At 74.7% G+C, this 20640-nt stretch carries 17 protein-coding genes; 10 read left to right on the forward strand and 7 right to left on the reverse strand.

All coding sequences use genetic code 11. The annotated features are described in order from the left end of the window. Positions 1-31: 31 nt before the first annotated feature. On the reverse strand, positions 32-841 hold the full coding sequence (locus tag H0H10_RS36005) for a sulfite exporter TauE/SafE family protein (protein WP_309141973.1): 810 nt from the start codon (positions 839-841) through the stop codon (positions 32-34). An 85-nt stretch (positions 842-926) separates the two neighbouring features. Between H0H10_RS36005 and H0H10_RS36010 the strand changes: the two genes are divergently transcribed. Then, complete coding sequence (locus H0H10_RS36010; RefSeq protein ID WP_188185404.1) at positions 927-1742, forward strand: AraC family transcriptional regulator; 816 nt, start codon at positions 927-929, stop codon at positions 1740-1742. Positions 1743-1802: 60 nt separating this feature from the next. Here H0H10_RS36010 and H0H10_RS36015 read toward each other — a convergent pair whose 3' ends face one another. Then, entirely contained in the window at positions 1803-2900 is a 1098-nt protein-coding gene (locus H0H10_RS36015) for a hypothetical protein (protein WP_188185618.1), read from the reverse strand. A 149-nt stretch (positions 2901-3049) separates the two neighbouring features. Here H0H10_RS36015 and H0H10_RS36020 point away from each other — a divergent pair, with 149 nt between their 5' ends. From H0H10_RS36020 to H0H10_RS36050, 7 genes are all read left to right on the forward strand, one after another. Further along, positions 3050-3703, forward strand: coding sequence for a maleylpyruvate isomerase N-terminal domain-containing protein (locus tag H0H10_RS36020; RefSeq protein ID WP_188185405.1), 654 nt, complete (start codon positions 3050-3052; stop codon positions 3701-3703). A gap of 291 nt (positions 3704-3994) precedes the next feature. Then, the gene (locus H0H10_RS36025) at positions 3995-4270 is read left to right on the forward strand and encodes an acyl carrier protein (RefSeq protein WP_188185406.1); all 276 of its coding nucleotides are present in this window, start codon (positions 3995-3997) and stop codon (positions 4268-4270) included. Further along, positions 4267-5553, forward strand: a complete 1287-nt coding sequence (locus tag H0H10_RS36030) for a beta-ketoacyl-[acyl-carrier-protein] synthase family protein (protein WP_188185407.1) — start codon at positions 4267-4269, stop codon at positions 5551-5553. The genes H0H10_RS36025 and H0H10_RS36030 overlap by 4 nt, the downstream gene beginning before the upstream one ends. A gap of 47 nt (positions 5554-5600) precedes the next feature. Then, on the forward strand, positions 5601-6563 hold the full coding sequence (locus H0H10_RS36035) for an ACP S-malonyltransferase (protein ID WP_223180958.1): 963 nt from the start codon (positions 5601-5603) through the stop codon (positions 6561-6563). A gap of 361 nt (positions 6564-6924) precedes the next feature. Continuing rightward, positions 6925-8496, forward strand: a complete 1572-nt coding sequence (locus H0H10_RS36040; RefSeq protein ID WP_188185409.1) for a pectate lyase family protein — start codon at positions 6925-6927, stop codon at positions 8494-8496. Positions 8497-8726: 230 nt separating this feature from the next. Beyond that, a complete protein-coding gene (locus H0H10_RS36045; protein WP_309141990.1) occupies positions 8727-9602 on the forward strand; it encodes an MFS transporter in 876 nt (291 codons plus the stop codon). A 38-nt stretch (positions 9603-9640) separates the two neighbouring features. Further along, positions 9641-10543, forward strand: coding sequence for an aminoglycoside phosphotransferase family protein (locus tag H0H10_RS36050; RefSeq protein WP_188185410.1), 903 nt, complete (start codon positions 9641-9643; stop codon positions 10541-10543). Positions 10544-10597: 54 nt separating this feature from the next. Here H0H10_RS36050 and H0H10_RS36055 read toward each other — a convergent pair whose 3' ends face one another. Then, positions 10598-11071 (reverse strand): hypothetical protein, encoded by a 474-nt coding sequence (locus H0H10_RS36055; RefSeq protein WP_188185411.1) that lies wholly within the window; start codon positions 11069-11071, stop codon positions 10598-10600. Between the two features lie 213 nt (positions 11072-11284). Here H0H10_RS36055 and H0H10_RS36060 point away from each other — a divergent pair, with 213 nt between their 5' ends. Both H0H10_RS36060 and H0H10_RS36065 read left to right on the forward strand, forming a co-directional pair. Beyond that, the gene (locus tag H0H10_RS36060) at positions 11285-11725 is read left to right on the forward strand and encodes a TetR/AcrR family transcriptional regulator (RefSeq protein ID WP_188185619.1); all 441 of its coding nucleotides are present in this window, start codon (positions 11285-11287) and stop codon (positions 11723-11725) included. Between the two features lie 113 nt (positions 11726-11838). Then, positions 11839-13755, forward strand: coding sequence for a caspase family protein (locus H0H10_RS36065; protein ID WP_188185412.1), 1917 nt, complete (start codon positions 11839-11841; stop codon positions 13753-13755). 18 nt (positions 13756-13773) lie between these two features. Here H0H10_RS36065 and H0H10_RS40360 read toward each other — a convergent pair whose 3' ends face one another. Genes H0H10_RS40360 through H0H10_RS36085 form a run of 4 tightly spaced genes read right to left on the reverse strand, consistent with a single transcriptional unit; the run spans position 13774 to position 20465 of the window. After that, the gene (locus tag H0H10_RS40360) at positions 13774-17190 is read right to left on the reverse strand and encodes a CHAT domain-containing protein (protein ID WP_309141976.1); all 3417 of its coding nucleotides are present in this window, start codon (positions 17188-17190) and stop codon (positions 13774-13776) included. Positions 17191-17195: 5 nt separating this feature from the next. Further along, positions 17196-17915: an RES family NAD+ phosphorylase gene (locus H0H10_RS36075; protein WP_188185413.1), complete on the reverse strand. Its 720-nt coding sequence runs from the start codon at positions 17913-17915 to the stop codon at positions 17196-17198. 4 nt (positions 17916-17919) lie between these two features. Further along, the gene (locus H0H10_RS40840) at positions 17920-19107 is read right to left on the reverse strand and encodes a hypothetical protein (RefSeq protein ID WP_188185414.1); all 1188 of its coding nucleotides are present in this window, start codon (positions 19105-19107) and stop codon (positions 17920-17922) included. Continuing rightward, the gene (locus tag H0H10_RS36085; RefSeq protein WP_223180959.1) at positions 19104-20465 is read right to left on the reverse strand and encodes a hypothetical protein; all 1362 of its coding nucleotides are present in this window, start codon (positions 20463-20465) and stop codon (positions 19104-19106) included. Before H0H10_RS36085 ends, H0H10_RS40840 begins: the two co-directional genes overlap by 4 nt. Between the last annotated feature and the right edge of the window lie 175 nt (positions 20466-20640).

The following is a 20640-nucleotide window of genomic DNA, read 5'->3' on the forward strand; positions in this document are numbered from 1 at the left end:
GCGACCGGCGGCCGCGCGGCGACGTGACGCCTCAGCCCGACAGCAGCACGGCGACCGCCACCGCGGCGAGCAGGCCGATGTAGGCCCAGGCATGAGCCCGGTCCGGTATCCGTGGCGGGCGCCGCCGCAGCACCAGGATGACCGGCAGCGCCCCCAGGAGCAGCGCACCGGCGGCGCCGGCGTCGACGAGACCCGTCAGGTGCACGTGCGCGTCGACGGCGGCCGGGACCGCGGTGCCGCCCAGCGAGACCGCCGTGGCCGGGAGCGCGACGGCGAGGGTGAGCGGGTTGGCCAGCGCGGTCGCCACCTGCATCGTGTGCCCGGCCCGCCGCATCGCGGGGACGGTCATGACGCTGCCTCCCACACCCAGGAAGGCCGCGATCGTGCCCATCGGCACACCGAGCACGGCCGGCAGGGGCCGCGGCCGCTGCGCGGGGGAGGTGCCGCCCGCCCGCGCGTCCGGGCGGAGAAAGCCGGGGCGCAGGAGCAGGTCGACGACCGTGAGGGCGACATACCCGGCGAACGCCCAGCGCACCAGGTCCGGAGGGGCGATGCGGGAGGCGAAGGCACCGGCCGAGGCGCCGGCCGCCAGCAGGAGGAGCAGCGGGCCGCTGCCGCGCAGGCCGGCGAGCACCCGCCGCCGTGTGACGGCCGTGGCGAACCCGGCGTTCACCACCATCACCAGGGCTGAGGTGGCCGTCGCCACTCGCATCGCATCCGTGCCCAGGCCGGCATCGGCCCAGGCCACGACGGGCACGGCGACGAAACCGCCGCCGAAACCGAACAGCACCGTGGTGAGGCCGGTGAGCAGTCCGATGCCGATCAATGTCATCACGTCCACGGACCCCACCCCACCAGGCCCACCCGGCACCCCGCATCCGAAAGTCGGCACGATTCCTTCGAGTCCCGGCCACTATCCTGGCCGGGTGAGGAACATCGCCCTGGAGGATGTCGACCACGTCGACCGGGCCGTACTGCCCATCGGCACCGACTACCCGCCCGGTCACCTGCTGGACTGGCACGAGCACCGGCGTGCGCAGTTCCTCTACGGCGCCACGGGAGTCATGGTCGTGGACACCGCGGACGGCACCTGGACCGTTCCGCCCGAGCGTGCCGTGCTGATTCCTGCCGCCACCCGGCATCGCGTCCGCATGCTGGGGGTCAGCACACGGAGCCTGTACGTCGAGCCGGACGCCGTCCCCTGGTGGCCCACGACGTGCATGGTGGTGGACGTGCCACCGCTCCTGCGTGAACTGCTCCTCGCCGCCGTGGAGTTCGAGGCCGACTACGACCTCTCGGGCCGGGGAGGCGCCATCGCAGCGCTGCTGCTGCACGAGATCGCCGCGCGCACCCCGCTCCCGTTCCACGTCCGGATGCCGGCCTCCGCCGAACTCGTGGCGCTGTGCCGCGAGTACCTGGCCGCCCCGGACGCCGGAGTGACCAATGCCGTGTGGGCCGCGCGGGTCGCCATGAGCGAGCGTGCCTTCACTCGTCGCTTCCGCACGGAGACCGGCGAGAGCCCCGCCGTGTGGCGGGCCCGAGCCCGCACGCTCGCGGCGGTGCCGCTGCTGCGCACCGCTTCCGTCAGTGAGGTCGCGGGCCGCCTCGGTTACGCCTCTCCGGCCGCCTTCACCGCCGCCTTCTCACGGGCCCTCGGCGTGCCGCCGTCACGCTTCACCACCAGCCGCGACCGCGGCGACCGCGGCGGCCGCGTCCGGCCGGCGCAGCCGGCGACCAGGTGACCGAAGGCCACTGCCGGCTTCGGCCACCCACCGCCGCTCACTTCGGCCCCGCACCGCCGCTCACGACCGTGTCGCGGTCCCGCACTCCGCGTCGCCGGCCTCCCGCATGCGCTCGTCCATCGACGTGCTCCGGTCGTACGGGTCCACCTCGGGGCCGCCTCCCGCGTCCTCGGCCGCGCGCTCGGTCCTGAACTCGGGGGTGAAGTAGCCGGTGACGCTGTCGCAGCCGCCGTTGGTCGTGTCCGCCTTGTACGAGACGAGGGAGAACGTCCCCGGCTCGGTCACCACCTTCTCCGGGTCGTCCCAGCTCATCACGATCTCCCGGCGCACGATGGTGCGCGCGACCTCGTCGCTCCCCGCCGCGGCGCGTACGACCGGATAGACGTAGGTGACGTCCGCGGTCACCTCGACCGCTCCGCGCTCACCCTCCCGGTACGTGATCCTTCCCCGCGTCTTGACGACGTCCCCGACCAGGCGCACCTTCGTGCTGTCGAACCGGCTGAACAGCAGCCGGGGATCGTTGTCCCGGTCGGGTGCACTGAACGCGGCGGCCACATAGTCCTGGACGTCCCGCTGATGCGGGTTGATCAACGCGATCGCCTTCTTCGGCCGCTCCCCGCGCAGCACCCCGGCGTCCAGACTGGACGCGGCGAGGAAGTCCCGGCTGCGATCGAGTGCCTGTGCCACCTGCTCCTTGCTCATCCAGCCGGTCGCCCGTGCCGCGGGCAGGCCGATCCCCGCCGTCCCGTCGCCCCACCGCGCCGCGGGCGAACCGCGGAACGGCTCTTCCAGCGTGGGCAGTTCTGCCGCGATCTCCGTCGGCGGCGGCTGGTCCGGACGTTCCGACTCCGCGGCGAGCGGCGTGCTGTCGCCGCCTCCGCCTCCGAACCATCCAGCCACCTGTCCCGGAACCAGTGCCACGACCAGCAGGCCGACCACGACGAGCAGACCGAGCACGTACCAGCCCTTGCCCCCGCGCCGCCGGGGCGGTCGGTGGGCCCGCCACGCCTCCGGAGGGCCGCCCTCCTCCCGCAGCCGCCGCGCCACCATCCGGGCCCGCGCCGACGGCTCCTCGGGTGCGTCCTGAGTCCCGGCCTCGGCCTCCCGCAGGAACCGCTCCCACTCCTCGTCCGGAATGGACGGCCCGTCCTTGCCCACGATGCGCTCCCGTCCCTTCTCACACATCCGGTCCCACCCCCGGGCCCGGTCGTCGCCGTGCATCATCACACAGCGCGGCCCGGGCCAAGATCCCAGGAGCGGGCCCGAATCCGTTCGCAGCGTGGGCCGGGCGCTGTTAGCTTGCGGCCGTGGAACTCTTCTCGCGCTCATGGACGGCGTTGCGCACAGCGGTCGCCGAACTCCAGGACGAGGACTTCGCGCGGCCGTCCGGCTGCACCGGCTGGCTCGTGCGGGACCTGGTGTGCCACCTGATCATCGACGCCCAGGACGTCCTGATCACCCTGGTCACTCCGGCCGGGACGGAACCGACCCGGGACGCCGTGACGTACTGGGACATCGTCGAAGCCCCGGCCGGCGACGATCCGCTGGACGCGCTGACCGTGCGCCTGGCCGCCGCGTACGAAGAGCCGTGGCTGCTCAAGTTCCACCTGGACGACGTCGGTTCCGCCGCCGGCCGTGCCGCCGAGCTCGCGGATCCCACGGCCCGGGTGGGCACCCGCGACCAGGTTCTCACCGCGGGCGACTACCTCAGCGCGTACGTCCTGGAATGGACCCTGCACCACCTCGACCTGATCGCGCACCTCCCGGACGCGGCGGAGCCGCCCGCCGAGGGCCTGGCCCGGTCACGGGAGATGCTGGAGAAGATCGCGGGTGTGGCGTTCCCCCCGTCGTTCTCGGACGAGGACGCGTTGCTGATCGGCACCGGGCGGCGTGCCCCCGGCGCGGCGCAGAAGGCGGAACTGGGGGAGCTGGCCGCGAGACTCCCGCTCGTTCTCGGCTGATCGGCCCGCCGGCCGCTTCCTCGAAGCACCGCTCGCCCCTCTTACGCGCACACCGCACAGCACCCTCACCCGCGTGCGGGGCGCTTCGACGCGCGGTGATGCCAAGCCGGTTGAAGGAGCGCTTGTCCGACGCCCCGTGTGCTTCGCGACCCCTCCTCAAGTGGCGCTTGCCGTTCCGGATGGCCGGGAAGGCCTGTCCGCGAGAGTCCGGTGCACTGCCGGAACCCGAGTGGGCACGGGCGTCCTGCCCGGCCCCGGCCGCGTCCCGCGCGGACAAGAGGAGGAACAGTGATGCTGCCCGCCGCTGACGAACGACGGCTCTTCGAAGAGCTCCAGGAACTGCTGGCCGCGACGGTCGAGGACCTGTCCACGCAGGAGGTCCGGCTCGACAGCTCCCTGAAGGACGACTTGGGCGTCGACTCCCTCGCCCTGCTCGAACTGGTCGCCGCCATCGAGGACAAGTGGCAGATCCAGGTCCCCATGGAGGAGGCGGAGCAGCTCGGCACGGTGCGGCAGATCATCACCCACCTCGGCACCGTCACCACCCCCGCCGGCGAGGCCTCGTGAGCCTCCGGCACCAGGCCCGGCCGGTCCGCCGGGGTGCGGTCGCCGCCGTCACCGGGCTCGGAGCGACGACGGCACTCGGCGGTGACGTGCCCTCCACCTGGACGGCCCTGCTGTCCGGGAAGTGCGGCGTCCAACGCCTCGGTTTCGAGATGCCGGACGGCTCCGCGCAGGACTTTCTCGCGGCACCCGCGGCGGTCGACCCCCGGTCGGTGCTGTCCCCCGCGAAGGTCTCGCACTGCGACCGCTCGGCGCAGTTGGCGCTGGTCGCGGCGAAGGAGGCGCTGCGCGACGCGGGACTGCCGGACGGGCGATCCTCCTACGGCCCCGGCACCCGCGTCGCCGCGGTCGTCGGCGTGGGCCTGGGCGGTCTCGCCAGCATCCTGGAACAGTACCGGCGGCTGGAGTCGGGGGGCGTCGGCCGGATCACTCCCCGCACGATCCCGATCATGCTGCCGAACCACCCCGCGGCCGAGGTGGGGCTGATGATCGGTGCCGAGGCCCGGGTCCACACCCCCGTCAGCGCCTGCGCGTCCGGTGCCGAGGCCATCGCGCAGGCCCTCGGCATCATCCGCGACGGCCATGCCGACGTCGTGGTCGCGGGCGGTACCGAGGCCGCGCTGGTTCCGCTCGCCCTCGCCGGATTCGCCCGCCTGCAGGCCCTCTCCCGGCGCCACGGCGACCCGCAGGGCGCGTCACGCCCCTTCGACGCGGACCGGGACGGGTTCGTCATGGGCGAGGGTGCCGGGATCGTCGTCGTGGAGAGCGCCGAGCACGCCGCGGCCCGCGGCGCCCGCGTCCACGGCTACCTCACCGGCGCGGGCATCACCAACGACAGCCACCACGTCGCACAGCCCGCGCCGGGAGGAACCGGCTGCGCCGCCGCCCTGAGGGCCACTCTGCGGGACGCGGGACTCGCCGCGGAGCAGGTCCAGCACATCAACGCCCACGCCACCTCCACCCCGCTCGGTGACCTCAGCGAGGCACAGGCGCTGCGGAGAGTGTTCGGCGACGCGCTGAAGAACATCGCGGTCAGCGCGCCCAAGGCGGCACTCGGGCACACGCTGGGGGCCGCCGGAGCCATCGAGGCCGTACTCACCGTCCTCGCCCTGCGCGAGAGAACCGCACCTCCCGTCTGCACGCTGGACCGCCTCGACCCGGCGATCGAACTGAACGTCGTCGGTCCGGGCGCCCAGCCGCTGCCGTCGGGTCCCCTGGCCGCCGTCAGCACCAGCATGGGGTTCGGCGGGCACAACGTGGCGCTGGCCTTCGCCACCGACTCATGACCCCCCGGGAGCCGGCCTTCGCCGGCGGGCGGCCGGGAACAGTGCTGATGTGTCCAGGGCAGGGCGCCTATCTTCCCGGCGCCCTCCGGCACCTGTACGGCATCCCGGCCGTGCGCCGCGTGCTGAACACCGTCGACGCCCGCCCTCGCGGGCCCGGTGACACCACGCCACGGGTGAGCCGGCTGCTCACGGACCAGGGCGCACCCGGCCCGGAAGAACTGATGGCCTGCCACCCTCTGGCCTTCGACCTGGCCACCTACGCGGCGGTCGTCGCATCCGCCGGTGTGGTCATCTACCACCTGCGCACACCTGTCGACGCGGTCCTCGGCCATAGCGTGGGCGACCTCGCGGCGCTCACCGTGGCCGGGGCCATCACCGTACGCCAGGGCGTCCGGCTGCTGTGCGCTCGTGACCGGATGCTGCGCTGTGCCGCGCTGCCCGCGGGGGGCCTGCTCGCCACCGACATGAGCGCGGCCCGGACGGCGGAACTGCTCGGCTCCTGCAGCGTGCCGCAGGTCCGTGTCGCCGCCCACAACGCTCCCGCCCAGGTGGTCCTCGCCGGCCCCGACCGCGAACTGGCCGCCGTCCGCGAGGCGGCCCGGGCCCGCGGCCACCGTGCCACCCCGCTGACCAGCCGCACCGCCTTCCACCACCCGCTGCTCGACGAGGTCGACCGTGCCTTCCACCGTCTGCTGTGCAGACACCCGCTCCGGCCGCCCGCACTCGCGCTGTACACCGCCGCCTCCGACCGCCGCGCGCAGACCCCGCGGCAGCTCCGCGCGGCCGCGGCCGCCCACCTCACCGAGCCGATGACCTTCTCCCGCACCCTGCGCACCCTGCGCGGAGCCGGCTACACGACCTTCATCGACAGCGGTCCGCGCGCCCTGCTGAGCACACTGGCGAAGGCCAACCTGCCCGACTGCCGTACGGCCGCGCCGTTGCGCACCCCCGCCGACGCCGAACGGATGCGTCACCGCTTGGGGAGCCTGTGCCCCGATCCGCGGTGCTGATCACGAAGGTCGGCTGCTAATGGCCCGTCATAGAGAGCGCATTCTGAAGCTGTCGAGAGCCTTGCCACGCCAACTGGCGCCACCCTATCCTCGCGGGCGGTAAGCGCTTACCGCACCACAAGCATCGCTCCGGTGGAGGCGAGCACCGCGGCAACCTGACAGCGACGCCGTGTCACAGCCGCCACCGAATCCGGGCCGCAGCGCGATCGCCGACCCGTTCCGCACAGAGCAAGAGCAGCGACATCCGGCCCGTCCGCCGACCCACGGCGACGACGGGCCGGCGCCCTGCGGTCCCGCAGACATGGCCGGCGGCTTGTGGCAGCAGCACCCGGCACCCGAAGACAGGCAAGGGGAGACGAAGATGAGACGACCAGTCGCACTGCGACTTCATGCGGCACTGGCCACGATGGCCGTCGCGGCCGCCACCGGCGCGGTTCTGTCGCTGCCCGAGGCGGCGTCGGCGGCGACCGCCGGCGCGACCGGCTACGCGACCCAGAACGGCGGGACCACCGGTGGGGCCGGCGGGCAGACGGTCCGGGCCACCACGGGAACCGCGATACACGCGGCCCTGTGCGGCCGGGCCAGCAGCAGCACCCCGATCACCATCGAGGTCGAGGGGACCATCGACCACGGCAACACCAGCAAGGTGTCGGGCGAGAGCTGCAGCACCGCCGACGGCGTGATCGAGCTGAAGCAGATCAGCAATGTCACGATCGTCGGGGTCGGCAGCGGTGCCGTCTTCGACCAAGTAGGCATCCACATCCGCGAGTCCAGCAACATCATCATCCAGAACGTGACCGTCCGGAACGTCAAGAAGTCCGGCTCGCCCACCTCCAACGGCGGTGACGCCATCGGCATGGAGAGCAACGTCCGCAACGTCTGGGTCGATCACGTCAGCCTGGAGGCGTCGGGCGGGGAGTCGGAGGGGTTCGACGGCCTCTTCGACATGAAGGACAACACCCAGTACGTGACCCTGTCCTACAGCACCCTGCGCAATTCCGGCCGCGGCGGCCTCATCGGCTCCAGCGAGAGCGATCTCTCGAACGGTTACGTGACCTTCCATCACAACCTGTACGAGAACATCGACTCGCGTGCGCCCCTGCTGCGCGGCGGCATCGCCCACATGTACAACAACCACTACGTGAGCCTCAACGAGTCCGGGATCAACTCCCGGGCCGGCGCCCGCGCCAAGGTGGACAACAACTACTTCGAGGACTCCAAGGACGTCCTGGGCACCTTCTACACCGACGCGGCCGGTTACTGGCAGGTCAGCGGCAACGTCTTCGACAACGTGACCTGGTCCGCCCGCAGCGGCGACAACAACCCGGCCGGGCCCGACCCGCAGTCCAACACCACCGTCGGCATCCCGTACTCGTACCGCCTCGACGCCGCCTCGTGCGTGCCGGCCGTCGTGAGCCAGACGGCGGGAGCCAACAAGGGGCTGCGGGTGTCGGACGGCAACTGCTCGCCGCAGACGCCGACTCCGACCCCGAGCGCCTCCACGTCGCAGCCGTCCACGCCCACGCCGGACCCGACCACCTCCACGCCGGCGCCGACTCAGCCCGGCGGGACCAACCTCAGCATCGGAGCCGGCGCCGACGGCTCCAGCAAGGCCGACGGGACGAGCTACGGCAACGTGCGGGACGGTGACATGAGTACCTACTGGTCACCGGCCGGCTCCACCGGTTCCGTCTCGGTGAAGTGGGGCTCCGCCACCACGGTCTCCAAGATCAACATCCGGGAGGCGGCGGGCGCCACGGGCCGCATCGGCTCCTGGCGGGTCGTCAACGCCGACACCGGCGCGGTGCTGACCTCCGGCAGCGGTGCGGGTGTCATCACCTTCCCCAGCACCTCGCTGCGCAAGATCACCTTCGAGATCACCAGCTCGAACGGCACCCCGCGGGTCGCCGAGTTCGAGACCTACGCCGGCTAGCCGCGCGGTACCAGAGTCCGTCGGGTCCGGCGCTCCCGGACCTGCCGGCCGACGGCGGCGGCCTCCGAGCGGGGCCGCCGCCGACGTCCGGGCCCCACCGCGACGAACCGTGGACCCGGCCGTCATCGGACCCCCTCGCCCGGCCGGCGCCGGATCAGCCGCCTGCGGCGGGCGCAACGGGGCGACGGCCCGTCAAGCAGTGTGGCGAGCGGCCGTTCAGTACGGAGTCGATCACGTCCGCCGCCTCCAGCACCGCGGCGGCCATCGCTCCGCCGGAACGCCGTGGCCGGGCACTGGCCTTCGTGCTGGGCGGCCTGACCCTGGCGACCGCGCTGGGACTGCCTCTCGGCACGCTGATCGGCCGCGCCGACTGGCACCTCACCCTCTGGGCCGTCGCCGGGATCGGCCTGCTGGCGACCGTCGGCGTGGCTCTCGGCCTCCCCAAGGTGACGCTCCCCGCCGCATCGCTGCCCGACCGCCTGCGTCCACTCAAGCAGGGCCGCGTACTGGCACTGCTGGCGGTGACCTCCCTCGCCTTCCTCGGTGCCTACACCCTGTACACCTACATCGCCCCGGCCCTGCGGGACGCCACCGGCGGCAACGAGTCGCTCCTGACCCTGATCCTGCTGGCCTGGGGCGTCGGCACCCTGGCCGGGAACATCATCGCCGGACGCCTCGTCGACCGTCACGACACCGCCCGCGTCCTCACCGGAACGCTCGCCCTCGCGGCCCTCGCCCTGGCACTGACCCCGCTGGCGACCCGGGCCCTCACGTCCGCCCTGATCTGGGCGGCGGTCTGGGGCGTGACCGTCGGCGTCGTCGTAGTCCCGCAGCAGCACGGGCTCATCGCCCTCGGCCCCGCCGCTGCACCGGTCCTGCTCGGTATCAACTCCTCCGCGCTGTACTTCGGCGTCGCCCTCGGCGGCGGTTTCGGCGGACTGGCACAAGAGTGGTTCGGACTGGCGCCGGCCGAACTGGGACCGGTGGCCGCCGGTGTCACCGTCCTGACCCTCCTCTGGCACCTGGCAACCACGCGTCGCCCCGCCGTGCAAGCCCCCGCGACCCCGGCACCGGCACTGGCCGACCACGAGAAGTCCAGGGCGTGACCGAGAGCCGTATCGCTCGCCCACTACTGTGGCTTCGCATGACCGACTCCGAGATCGAGATCACCGCGGACCTGGTCCAGGACCTGCTGCGCGAGCAGCATCCGGACCTTGCGGGACTGGCCGTCCGCGAGGTGGCAGGCGGATGGGACAACCAACAGTGGCGCCTCGGGGACGAGTTGGCCGTGCGCATGCCGCGGACGGACCGCGCCCCGGATCTCCAGCGCAAGGAGCGCCGGTGGCTGCCCGTCCTGGCCCCGCGCCTGCCACTCCCGGTCCCGAACCCGGTGCGGACCGGTGAACCGTCCGCACGCTTCCCGAGGCCCTGGACCATCATGACGTGGGTCCCCGGCGAGCCACTCGACGGCGCCTCGATCGGCCGCGGCGACCACGCGGCCGACACGCTGGCGGGCTTCCTCAGGGCGCTCCACGTGGAGGCGCCCGCCGAGGCGCCGGCCAGCTCGGACCGCGGTGCCCACCCCAAGAAGTGCACGGACGGCTTCGACCACTTCTTTCAAGCCGTTGCACCCGGCGGCATTGCCGACGAGATCCGGGCCGTCTGGGACGACGCCGTAGCGGCCCCCGAGTGGGAGAGCCCGCCGGTATGGGTGCACGGCGACCTCCACCCCGCAAATGTCGTCGTCTCGGACGGGACGCTCGCGGGCGTGATCGACTTCGGTGACATGTTCGCCGGCGATCCGGCGTGGGACCTCGCGGCCGCATGGGTGATCCTTCCCGCGGGCGCCGCCTCACGGTTCTTCGACGCATACGCGCACGCGGACGAGGCGACGATCCGGCGCGCCCGCGGGCTGGCTGCTCTGAAGAGCCTGTTCCTCATGCTCATGGGCCAGAACGGAGACCGGGGCCTTCCCGGCGGCAAGCCGGCATGGGGACCCGCGGGCCGGGCAGCGCTCGATCGTGTTCTGGGAGGCGGTCCGACATAGGCAGGTGCCCTGGCGCCCGGGTCTCACCCGGACGGCGAGACACGGGCCGGCACGTCACTGCTCACCGTGGGACGGCTGCCGGGCGAGGAACTCCTCGAACGCCGCCTTCTGCTGCGGATCCATGAAACCTTGCCGGACGTTGCGAGCCTGCTCCTGGAGCCAGTGCGCCTCGTCGGGGTCCAGGAGCTCGGCGACCACCACGCCGCCGCGAGCCACCGCCGTGCGCCCTCCTACGCGACGACGAAAGAGCGTGAACGCGCCGAATTCCGCTGGGTGGGCCAGTTCCGGCTGCTCCGTTTCGGCCCGGCCCTCGTCCCCGGCGTCACCCGCCGGGTAGGCGGTGGGGGCCCAGTGCTCCCAGAGTGCCAGCGTGGCCGCGGGCACCAGCACCGCGCGCTCCGCCCCTTCACGCCCCTCCCACAGGAACGTGACAGTGACGGGCTCGCCGACCGCCTCGGCCAGCCCGAGCACCCTCTCCATCTCGTCGTTGACCGGGTAACCCGCCACTACGTCCATCCGAATTCCCATGGCGCCCAAGGCTACTGACCGCAGGTGTGGGATCTCACGGTTGGTGTCCTGAGCCGGGCTCCTGACCAGGATGTCTTCGGCCATCTCACGTCATGGCATGGCGGTGTCGTCTCAGGAGCGCGGCATTCCCCAAGAGCGGGGGGGGGGAGACCACCACCGACGAGTGGACGGAGAGTCCGGACGTGAGCAGTGTGAGCCGCGACGTACCAGCGCATCCTCGATGTGGCGACCCAGGAGTTCGCCGAGTACGGGATCGCCGGGGCGCGCATCGAGCGGATCGTGAACGTCGTCCCGATCGACGCCGACGACCTCGCGGACTGGGCCGTGCGCCTCTACGACGAGTACCTCCGTCGCCCCGACCTCATCCGGCCGGCCACCTGGGCGCGTCTGGAGCGACGCCCGGCGGGCCGCCTGGTCGACGACCACGACCGTCTCGACGACGGCAAACTGCGCGCCATCGCCGAGGCGCAAGCCGCCGGCCGGGTGCGCGAGGGGGATCCGTTCGACGTCATGGCCATGATCATCGCCATGTCCATGGCATGGTTACCGGTCAGCAACGTCTACGCGGCGACCGCCCAGGAGCCCTCGGAACTGCACGAGCGGCGTCGCGCCCTGCTCCGCGAGAGCGTCCGGCGCGCCATGAGCACCGGCTAGGTGCATTGTCGGCCCGTGACGGGGCCGGCCGTCGGGGCTCGATCGCCCGTGCCGACCGCCATCCGACCGGGAATCGCCCCCGCGCCGCCCGGCGTCGCTGGCATGCTCGACGCATGCGGACCGTATACGCCCTGTTCGTGGGGATCGACGACTATCCGAAGGACGATCTGCGGCTGAGGGGCTGCGTCGGTGATGTGCGCGCCGCCGAGCGCTGGCTGGCGGGCCGGCGCGACCTGGAGCTGCGGCCGCGGCCGCTGTACGACTCCGACGCGACCCGTGCCGCGGTCCTCGACGGCATCGCCGGTCACCTCGGCCGGGGCGGCCCGGGCGACACGGTACTGCTGTGGTTCAGCGGTCACGGCAGCCAGCAGGAGACCGACGACCCGCGTGAGGCGACCGGCATGGCGCAGGCCCTGGTCTGCCACGACAGCCTCGTCCCCGGCGGCCAGCCGCTGTTCGACAGCGAACTCGGCGCGCTGCTGGACGACATCGCCGGGCGCGGCGCGCATGTGCTGGCCGTGCTGGACTGCTGCTACTCCGGGGGCGCCACGCGCGCCGACGCGGGGGAGCGGACCCGTGGCGCGGCCTGGCAGGCGTGGTGGCGGGTGCCCCGCAGCCGCGACGCGCACGGCGGCGGCCCGGTGCGGCGCCGCCATGTGCTGCTGGCGGCCAGCCGCCTGGACGAGCTGGCGTACGAGATTCCGGTGGGCGGAGAGCACCGCGGACTCTTCAGCCACACCGTGCTCGACACCCTCGACCGCACCGGTGCGGCGGTCACCTACCGGAAGCTGCACAGCCGGGTCCACGCCCGCGTCCAGGAGCGCAAACCGCTCCAGCACCCGGATCTGGTCGGCCACGCCGACCAGCACGTCCTCACCGGCGCGCCCGCGCCCGCCGCGCCCTTCCTGCTCCGCCACACCGCGGGCGGCTGGCAGGTCGACTGCGGTCTCGCGCACGGACTGCGGGCGGCGGGGTGCGAGTTCACGGTGCTCGACGAGACGGTGGCGCCCGAGGGGACGGTGGCGCCCGGGGACGCTGCGGGGCCGGGCGGCGGTGCGGGGCCGCGGCCCGGGGCACGGGTGGTCGTACGCGAGGTACGCGCCGAGACGGCCGACGTGGAGCCGGTCGGCTGGCGGCCCGGGCCCGGGGATCCGGACCGGGTGTATCCGGTGACGCCGTCCGCGCTGGCCTTTCCGCCCACCGAGGTCGCCGTGGCGGGCGGCGGCCCGTGGTGCGGCGCGGTGCGGGCGGCGCTCGGTGCCGCGCCGGGACTGGCTCCCGCGGGCGGTGACGGCTCCGGCCACCGGGCGGCGCCGCTGCGCTGCGAGGTGACGGAGTCCGCAGCGCGCGTGGTGCACCCCGGCGTGGACGCGGTGCGGACCCTGCCCCTGCGCTCGCCCGGCGACGTGGCCCGGCTGGTGGACTGCCTCTCCCACATCGCCCGCTGGCGCCGGCTGCGCGACCTGGTCAACCCCGACCCGTCACTGTCGGCGCTCGTCCGTGTCACCCTGGAGCCGCTGCACGGGGCGATGACGCTCTCCCCGGCGGGCGAGTACGTCTTCGCGTACGGCCCGGACGGCAGCCGGCCGCGCGCCCGGGTGCGGATCCACAACGACTCCCCGTACCGGCTGTGGTGCGTCCTGCTCGACCTGACCGACAGCTACGCCGCCGACCCGGCACTGTACGAAGGGGATTTCGTGGGCCCGCGCCGCCGGGCCGTCGCCCTGGGCGGCGCGCCGGTCGACCTCTGGCTGCCGCCGGACCGCCCCTTCCAGCCAGGAGCGTCGGTGCAGGACTGGCTGAAGCTGCTCGTCACCGAGAACGAGCTCAACACCGCCCCGTTCCTGCTGCCCGCCTGGTCGCCGGACGCCCCCGCGACCCGCGGCGCGTACGCCCCGGACGGCCCGCTGCGGTTCACGTCCCCGGGGCCGGCGTCCGGCAGCCGCGACATGGGCGCCGGTCCCCGGCCCGCGGCGGACCCCGGGCGCTGGGGGACGGCCCTGGTGCCGGTACGGACCGTGGTGCCGTAAGAGGCGGTCCGGGTCGGTTCACCAGCCCAGATGCGTGAACCCGGCCCATCCTGCCAGGTCGTCGCGGTCGATGTACCGGGCGCGCTCGGCCAGCCCGGCGGGCATCTGCGGCGGCGTGACGCGCCGCTCGTCCAGCATCCACAGCTGCGCGCGGCGCAGCGCCGCGCCGGGCCGCAGCCCCTCGGTGTGCAGGTAGTGGTGCGCCATGTACATCAGAAGCGACGTGGCCTCGTCCGGCACCGGCCAGAGAGAGCCCAGCACCGAGCGGGCGCCGGCCACGAGGAAGGCGGTGGCCAGGCTGTACGCCTCGTCGTAGCCGCGCCCGGACACGTTCGTACTGCACGCCGCGAGCACCACCAGTTCCGGCCCGGGGAAGCGGCCGCCGTCCTCGGCCAGCTCCTCCGCCGTCAGGCGCCCGCCGGCCAGGGCGAGATGGGCGGTGTGCCGCTCGCCGTGCTCGACCCGTCCGTGGCACGCCAGGTGCAGCAGGCCGCCGCGCTGCCTGCGCAGCCAGCGCAGCACCGCCTCCGGGGTACCGGTGCGCTCGTCGAGCAGCGGCGCGTCCGGGCAGAAGGCGCCGCGGATCGCCCTGGCCTCTGCGGCGGCGTTCCGCAGATCCCCGGTGGGGTCGCCGACCACCAGGGCCGGGCGTCCGCCGGACGGTCCCGGTCCCGTCGCCGGGGGCGCGGGCCGGGCGGCCACCTCGCACAGCAGCCGTGCGGAGGGGATGTACGAGATCCGCGCCTCCTGGCACGCGTAGCGCGGGGCGCGCGGACTGCGGGTGCCGTGCGGGGCATCCGTCCGGTACGAGGCGCCGCGCGAGCCATGTGAGCCGTATGAGCGGTGCGGGGCTTGCGGTGCCCCGTGCGTGCTGTACGGGCCCTCCGGCGCGGCGCCGGGCAGCCGGGCGGCGTGCCACGGCACCATGCCCAGCGGCCCCACGGGCACCAGGACCAGCGACGCGGCCTCGCCCAGCCCACGCGGGAGGGTGTGCAGCAGCGGGCCCATCACCGCACGCCCCGCCCAGTCGCACAGCGCGTCCAGCGCGTCGGCGGAACGCCGCCGCCCCGACGGCCACTGGTGGCCGGGCGGGTGCTGACCCGGCTGCGACTGCCCGGCCGGCGGCCACGCGCCCATGTCACGGGTGGACGGGGACGCCACCGGGTGGAGCGGTGTCCCGGAGGACGGGCCGCGGAGGCCGCTCGGGCCGGCCGGCGCGGTCGGCCCGGCCGGGCGGTTCGGGTGCGTCCAGTCCGTCCGGCCGCCCGGTCCCGACGGGCGGTCGGGGTGCGCCTGGTCGCTGTGGCCGTTCGGCCGGCCCGGGTCACCGGTGCCTCGATCGCCCGGTGCGCCCGTGGCCCGATACTCCGCCAGCGGCGCCGCGTCCGCCGTGAGCCCGGGAAGCTCCAGCGCCCGCACCGAGCCGTCCGCGGACACCACCAGCGCGCTGCCCGGGGCGCCTTCGCCGCCCGGGACCAGGTAGGCCAACGCGGCGGCGCCCATGGCGCGCAGCGCCGCGCCGATCTCGGCGGGCCCGGGTGTCTCCAGCAGCCGCCGCCGGTGCGGCGAGGCGGCGAGCGCGTCCAGCACCCGGCGGCGCAGCGCACTGGACGGGCCGGGCCCTTGGCCGCCGCCGGGAGCCACCCACATGCTTCCGTCGCCGGCCCGTACGCTTCCGTCGCCGCTGGCCCGCGTGCTCCCGTGGCCGCCGGTCCACGTGCTTTCGTCGCCGGGGGTCCGCACGCTCCCGTCGCCTCCGGTCCACGCGGTTCCGTCGCCGTCGGTCCACGCATCTCCGGCCCCGTACGCGACGGCCATGCCGCTCGCCCCGGTGGCCGCCCCCATGCCCCCGACCGGATCCGGCGGCACCGGGCCCGCCGCCCGCCACTCCTCCGCCAGGTCCGCGCGTCCGAGGGCGGTCAGCGTCTCCGGGACGGTCGCGGCGACCGTGGCCGCGTGCAGCAGCAGGCCCCGGCCCGCGTCCAGCGCGCGCACCGCGTCCTCGTACGCCCCGTCGGCCAGGCACCAGCGGGCCACGTCCAGCGCGTGGTCCGCCGCCTCACGGCCGGCCTCCGCCGCGTGCGGGGTACCGGACTGGAGCAGCACGCTCCAGGTGACCCCGGTCAGCGCCCGCAGCCCGACCCGCCGCGCCTCCTCGTGGTTGCGGCGCGCCGCGGCGGGGTCGCGCAGCCGGTCGCCGCGGACGCGGTAGGCCCAGGCGAGCATCGTGCCCAGGCCGCCCCACAGCGGGTTCGCCGGGCCGTCCGCGAGCCGGTGGGCGTGGACCAGCCAGGAGATGCCCTGTTCCAGGTGGGCGGGGCGCTCGGCGTCCGGGAGCCCCGGCAGGCCGGTCAGGGACAGGTGGGCGGAGCCGAGCGTGCCCGCGTACATCAGCCAGCGCTGGTCCTCGGGTTCGAGCAGGTCGGCGGCCTCCGCCAGCAGCTCCATGGCCTCGACGGCCCCGCGCACGTCGCCGGACGGCAGCGCCTGGCCCAGCAGGGTGCCGCCCCAGGTGCCCAAGTGGTCGGCGCGGGCACTGTCCGCCAGTCCTTGCGCCTGCCGCCGGACACCCTCCGCCGCGCCGACCGGCCGGACGGCCTCCGCGTCCCACGGCATCCGCCCCGTGCGGGTGAGGTCACCGAGCCGTGCCGTCTGCCGCGCCATCTGGGACGCCCTGGTGAAGTAGTCCCGCGACCCGTGCTCGGCGGGCAGCCGTTCGACGACCTCCTCCAGCTCTCGTACCGCACGCTCCAGACCGGCGCCGTCGTCGCGGCGGCGCGCCTGCTCGCCGCGGAACAGGGCCAGGAACCCGGCCAGTTCCAGCCGTCCGTCGGGCCCCACGAGCGGGGAGTGCGCCAGCTCGGGCGAGGCGAGCAGTCCGGACAGGTCCGCCACGGCGGCGTCGAGACGGTCGGTGCCGCTGCCCAGCACCGCCAGCTGGGCCCGCAGGAGCGTGTGGACGACGGCGACCGCGACGCCCGCGGGCTGGCCGGCCAGCAGCTCGCGGGCCTTCCCCAGCCGGGACAGCGCCGTCTCCCGCACCGCGGGCTCCGTCTGGAACAGCCCGTTGAGCGCGGTGAACCCCGCACCGGCCAGCACGGCGCCCTGATACAGCGGATCGGGCGGGCCGTGCGTGAGGAAGGCCGACAACAGCTCCGTCATCTGCTGCGGGGCGGCGCAGGGCCCGCCGTACTGGAGGACGGGCACCAGCATCAGCACCATGCCCGCCGCCGCACCGGTGTGCAAGGTGCCCTGCGGGCGGGCGCACCAGTCCGCGTACAGCCGGGCGAACGCCTCGCGCGGGGTGTCCCGCCCCACCCCTTCGCAGATCACGGCGCACAGCCGGGACATGGTGCGGGCGTCCACCACGCCGCCGGCCCCCTGCAGCTGCACCTCCGCGTACAGCGCGGCCAGGTCGTAATCCGTGTCCGGCACAACGCTCACCCTCCCCGGTACTCCGGCGATCCCGTGGCCGCCAGTGATTCCTCGTGCTCGGGCGCCCCCGGCCGGGGCGCCACCGTGGCGCAGTACGGCGCCAGTACGCCGTTCAGCCAGCGCTCGCCGTCCTCGGTGCCGAAGGTGACGGGCGGGGGCCCGGCGGGCTCCAGCGGGGGCACCGGGCAGCGGTCCTCGAACAGCACCGCGACCCGGTCGGCGGGCTCCCGCTTGGACGGCCAGACGAAGCCCTGCGCCCACGGGCCGGTCCGCTCCCGGATCCAGTGGCCCCAGTCCCGGGTCTGCGGATACTCCCGGCTGTCCGCGTGGATCAGCCACGAGTCCTGGCCGACGGCGGCCAGATCGGCGCCCGACATCAGCGACACCAGCTCCAGGTCGGCGGCCAGCCGCAGGAACGACAGGCACAGCCGCGCGGTGCGGACGCGCGGCAGCACCCGCCAGGCGCCGGTGCCGTCGAACGGCATGTCGCGCAGCAGCACTTCGCTGACCGCCGCGCCGACGCCGAACCCCAGGTAGAGGAAGCCGTAGGGGTGGTACGGGGTGCTGTCGAAGCGCCCGCCCTCGTAGAAGGCGGGGGAGGGCACGGCCTTGAACTCCGTGGCGGAGCGGTGCGAGCCGTGCACCCGGTACACCGGTGTGCCCGCGGGCAGGGTGGCCTTCGTCGGGGTGCGGGGGAGTGCGGCGGGCGGCGGGTAGTTGGGCACGGCGTCACCAACCCTCCGGAGCGGCCACCGCCCGTGCGGCGGCGCGCAGTTCGGCGTCTCGGCCCCGCCCGAGCAGCCCGGCGGGCGGCGCGCCCCACCAGGTGTGCGGGGACAGCCACCAGTCGGCCGCGCCCCATGGGTCGGCCTCGGCCTCCAGCACGGCGTTGACCTCCAGCACCACCGGCCAGGGCGTGGTGCCCGCCGCGAACTGGAAGGCGGGGAAGACGGTCTGCCCGCCGTCGTCCGTCAGCGCGATCAGCCCGCGCGGGGAGCGCCCGCCGGCGTCTACGTCCCGTGCTCCCTCGGCCCCGGGGCCCTCGACCCCGGTGGTTCCGGAGCCCTCGCTCCCGGGACCTTCCGTTCCGGCACCCACGCCCCGTGCGCCCGGGGACCTGGCGCCCTCGGCCGGGGAGTCCACGGCGCGGGTGCCCTTGGTCCGGCTGCCCTCGGCCGGGGAGTCCAGGGCGCGGGTGTCCTTGGTCCGGCTGCCCTCGGCCGGGGAGTCCAGGGCGCGGGTGTCCTTGGTCCGGCTGCCCTCGGCCGGGGAGTCCGCGGCGCGGGTGCCCTCGTCTCGGGTGTCCTCGCCTTGGGTGTCCTCGTCCCGGGTGTCCTCGCCTTGGGTGTCCTCGGTCCCGGCGCCGGCGCCCCGGGCATCTGCGGCCCGGGTGCCGTTGCCGCTGTCTGCCACCTCGGTCGCGGACAGCGCCGGCGCGGCCAGCAGCCGGCGGCGCACCGGGCCCAGCCGCGGGCCCACCATCGGATTGCGGTCCACCACCAGCAGGCACAGGTCGAGCGCGCTGTAGCCGCCGGACAGCGCGGCGGACGGCGAGGGCACCAACCGCGTCCCGTCGCCGGCCGGTTCCCCAGCGGTGACACCGGTGTCCCGGCGCAGCCGCTCCGCCGCGTCCGGCGGCAGCGCCGCCAGCACGGCCTCGGTGGCCCGCGCGGCGATCCGCGCCTGCTCCACGCCGCGCGGCTCCGCGGTCCGGAACGCGTCCAGCAGGCCCCTCAACTCCCGCCGCGCGCGGGGCGGGAGAAGACCGGAGAACTCGTCCCAGCGGGCGGCCAGGGCGGCCAGGGCACCCAGCGCGCGGTGCGCGAGCGCCGCGGCGGCGGTGTCGGGCCCGGTGCCGCCGTCGCCGCCGGGGCGGGTGCGTCCCGCGCCGAGTTCGTCCGGATCAGCCGGCTTCATGGGTGCCTCCTCGGGGACAGGGCGTCACCGGCCCGTATCGCGTCGTCTCCGCCACGGGCGCCGCCGACGCGACCGCCCTCGTCGCCACGGCCGTGGCGGTGGCCGCGTCCCGTCCCGCCGTGCTCGCCGCCGCCCAGCAGCCGCTCCACCAACTGCGCCCGCGAGGGAGCGCGAACCACCAGATGGATCTCCCAGCGGGCACCGCGCGCCCACTCCGCCTCCACGGCGGCCCACACGGCGGCGATGCTCGCCGCGTGCGGCAGCCCCCCGCGCCCGGAGCCCAGAAGCGGGAAGCACACGGAGGTCAGCGGGGGGTCGAAGCGGTCGCTCTCCTCGCCGAGCAGGGCGAGCGCCCGCGCCGCGGCGCGGGTGACGTCGGCGGGCAGGACGTCGTAGTCGTTGGTACCGGGCCTGGGGACGGCCACGGCCGCGTGGTAGATCCGGCGCACGCCCTGGCCCCGCAACGCGCCGGAGTCCGTAGGGACCACGGTGCCGGTCAGCACCGGCCGGTGCGCGGCGCCGTGCCTGGCCAGCCACCCACGCAGCTCGTCGTGGATCCGGTCCTCGATGAGCTCCCCGGTGGGGCCGCGCAGTGCGCCCGCGCGCCGCAGCGAGGCCGAGACCGACGCCTTGTACGGCTCGGGGAGCGCGAAGTACACATTCGACGGGGACACCACCACGTCCACGTCCCGCAGCAGATCAACCGGATGGACGTGCAGGGTCACCGCGACCGGTCGGCCGGCGACGGACAGCCGCAGCACCCGGTGGGTGCGGCGGGGAGCGGGGCCGCCGGGGGAGCGCGGCGCGGGCGGCACGGCCGCCCGCCCGGCGAGCGGGGAAAGCGCGGGCAGCCCGGGGACCACAGACGCGGCGTCCCAGGCCGGAGCGGGCCCGGCCTCCCCGGTCGTTGCCGGCGCGGCGTCCGGCGGTACGGACCCGGCCTCCCAGGGCGACGAGGGTGGAGCCGCCTCGCCGGCCAGCCGCAGCACCTGCTCGGCGACGTCCCCCAGCACCCTCAGCTCCGCGCTCTTGCGGAACCGCTCGACGCTGACCCCGTAAATCTCCGCTGCCCGCCGGCGCCGGTCCGCCGGGGGCCAGTCCCGGGTCCCGGGCGCCAGTCCGAGGCTGTACTCGGCGGCTTCCTGGAGCACCCCGCCGCCCAGCCGCGCCACCGCGAGCCGAAGCAGGCGCTCCACCGCCGCGATCCGCGCCTCCCCGGCCGAGCCGGGGAACCGGGCCGCGGCCAGCCGGGTGAGCGACGGCAGCTCCAGCGCGCGCAGCCGCAGCAGGCCGGCTCGCCGCACGTCCCTCACCTCCCCGAGAACCGATGTGTGGTCAGGCAGGGGCGAGGGCGTCATGCGACGAAAGATTGTCACCGCATCACGCAGCGCCACAACCCGTTCCCACCCAGTCATCCAACCGTGTGCCCCGGGCGGACCCCGTCCGGCGGCCGGGCGGGGTCCGGGCGTTTTCCGGGCGGTCCCGGCCTTTGCCGTCGACAGAGCCGCCGGGTTGTCTAGCTTGTCCGTGAGA

Origin of the sequence: Streptomyces griseicoloratus, from assembly GCF_014534645.1 — a bacterium.
GTDB classification, from domain to species: Bacteria; Actinomycetota; Actinomycetes; order Streptomycetales; family Streptomycetaceae; genus Streptomyces; species Streptomyces griseicoloratus.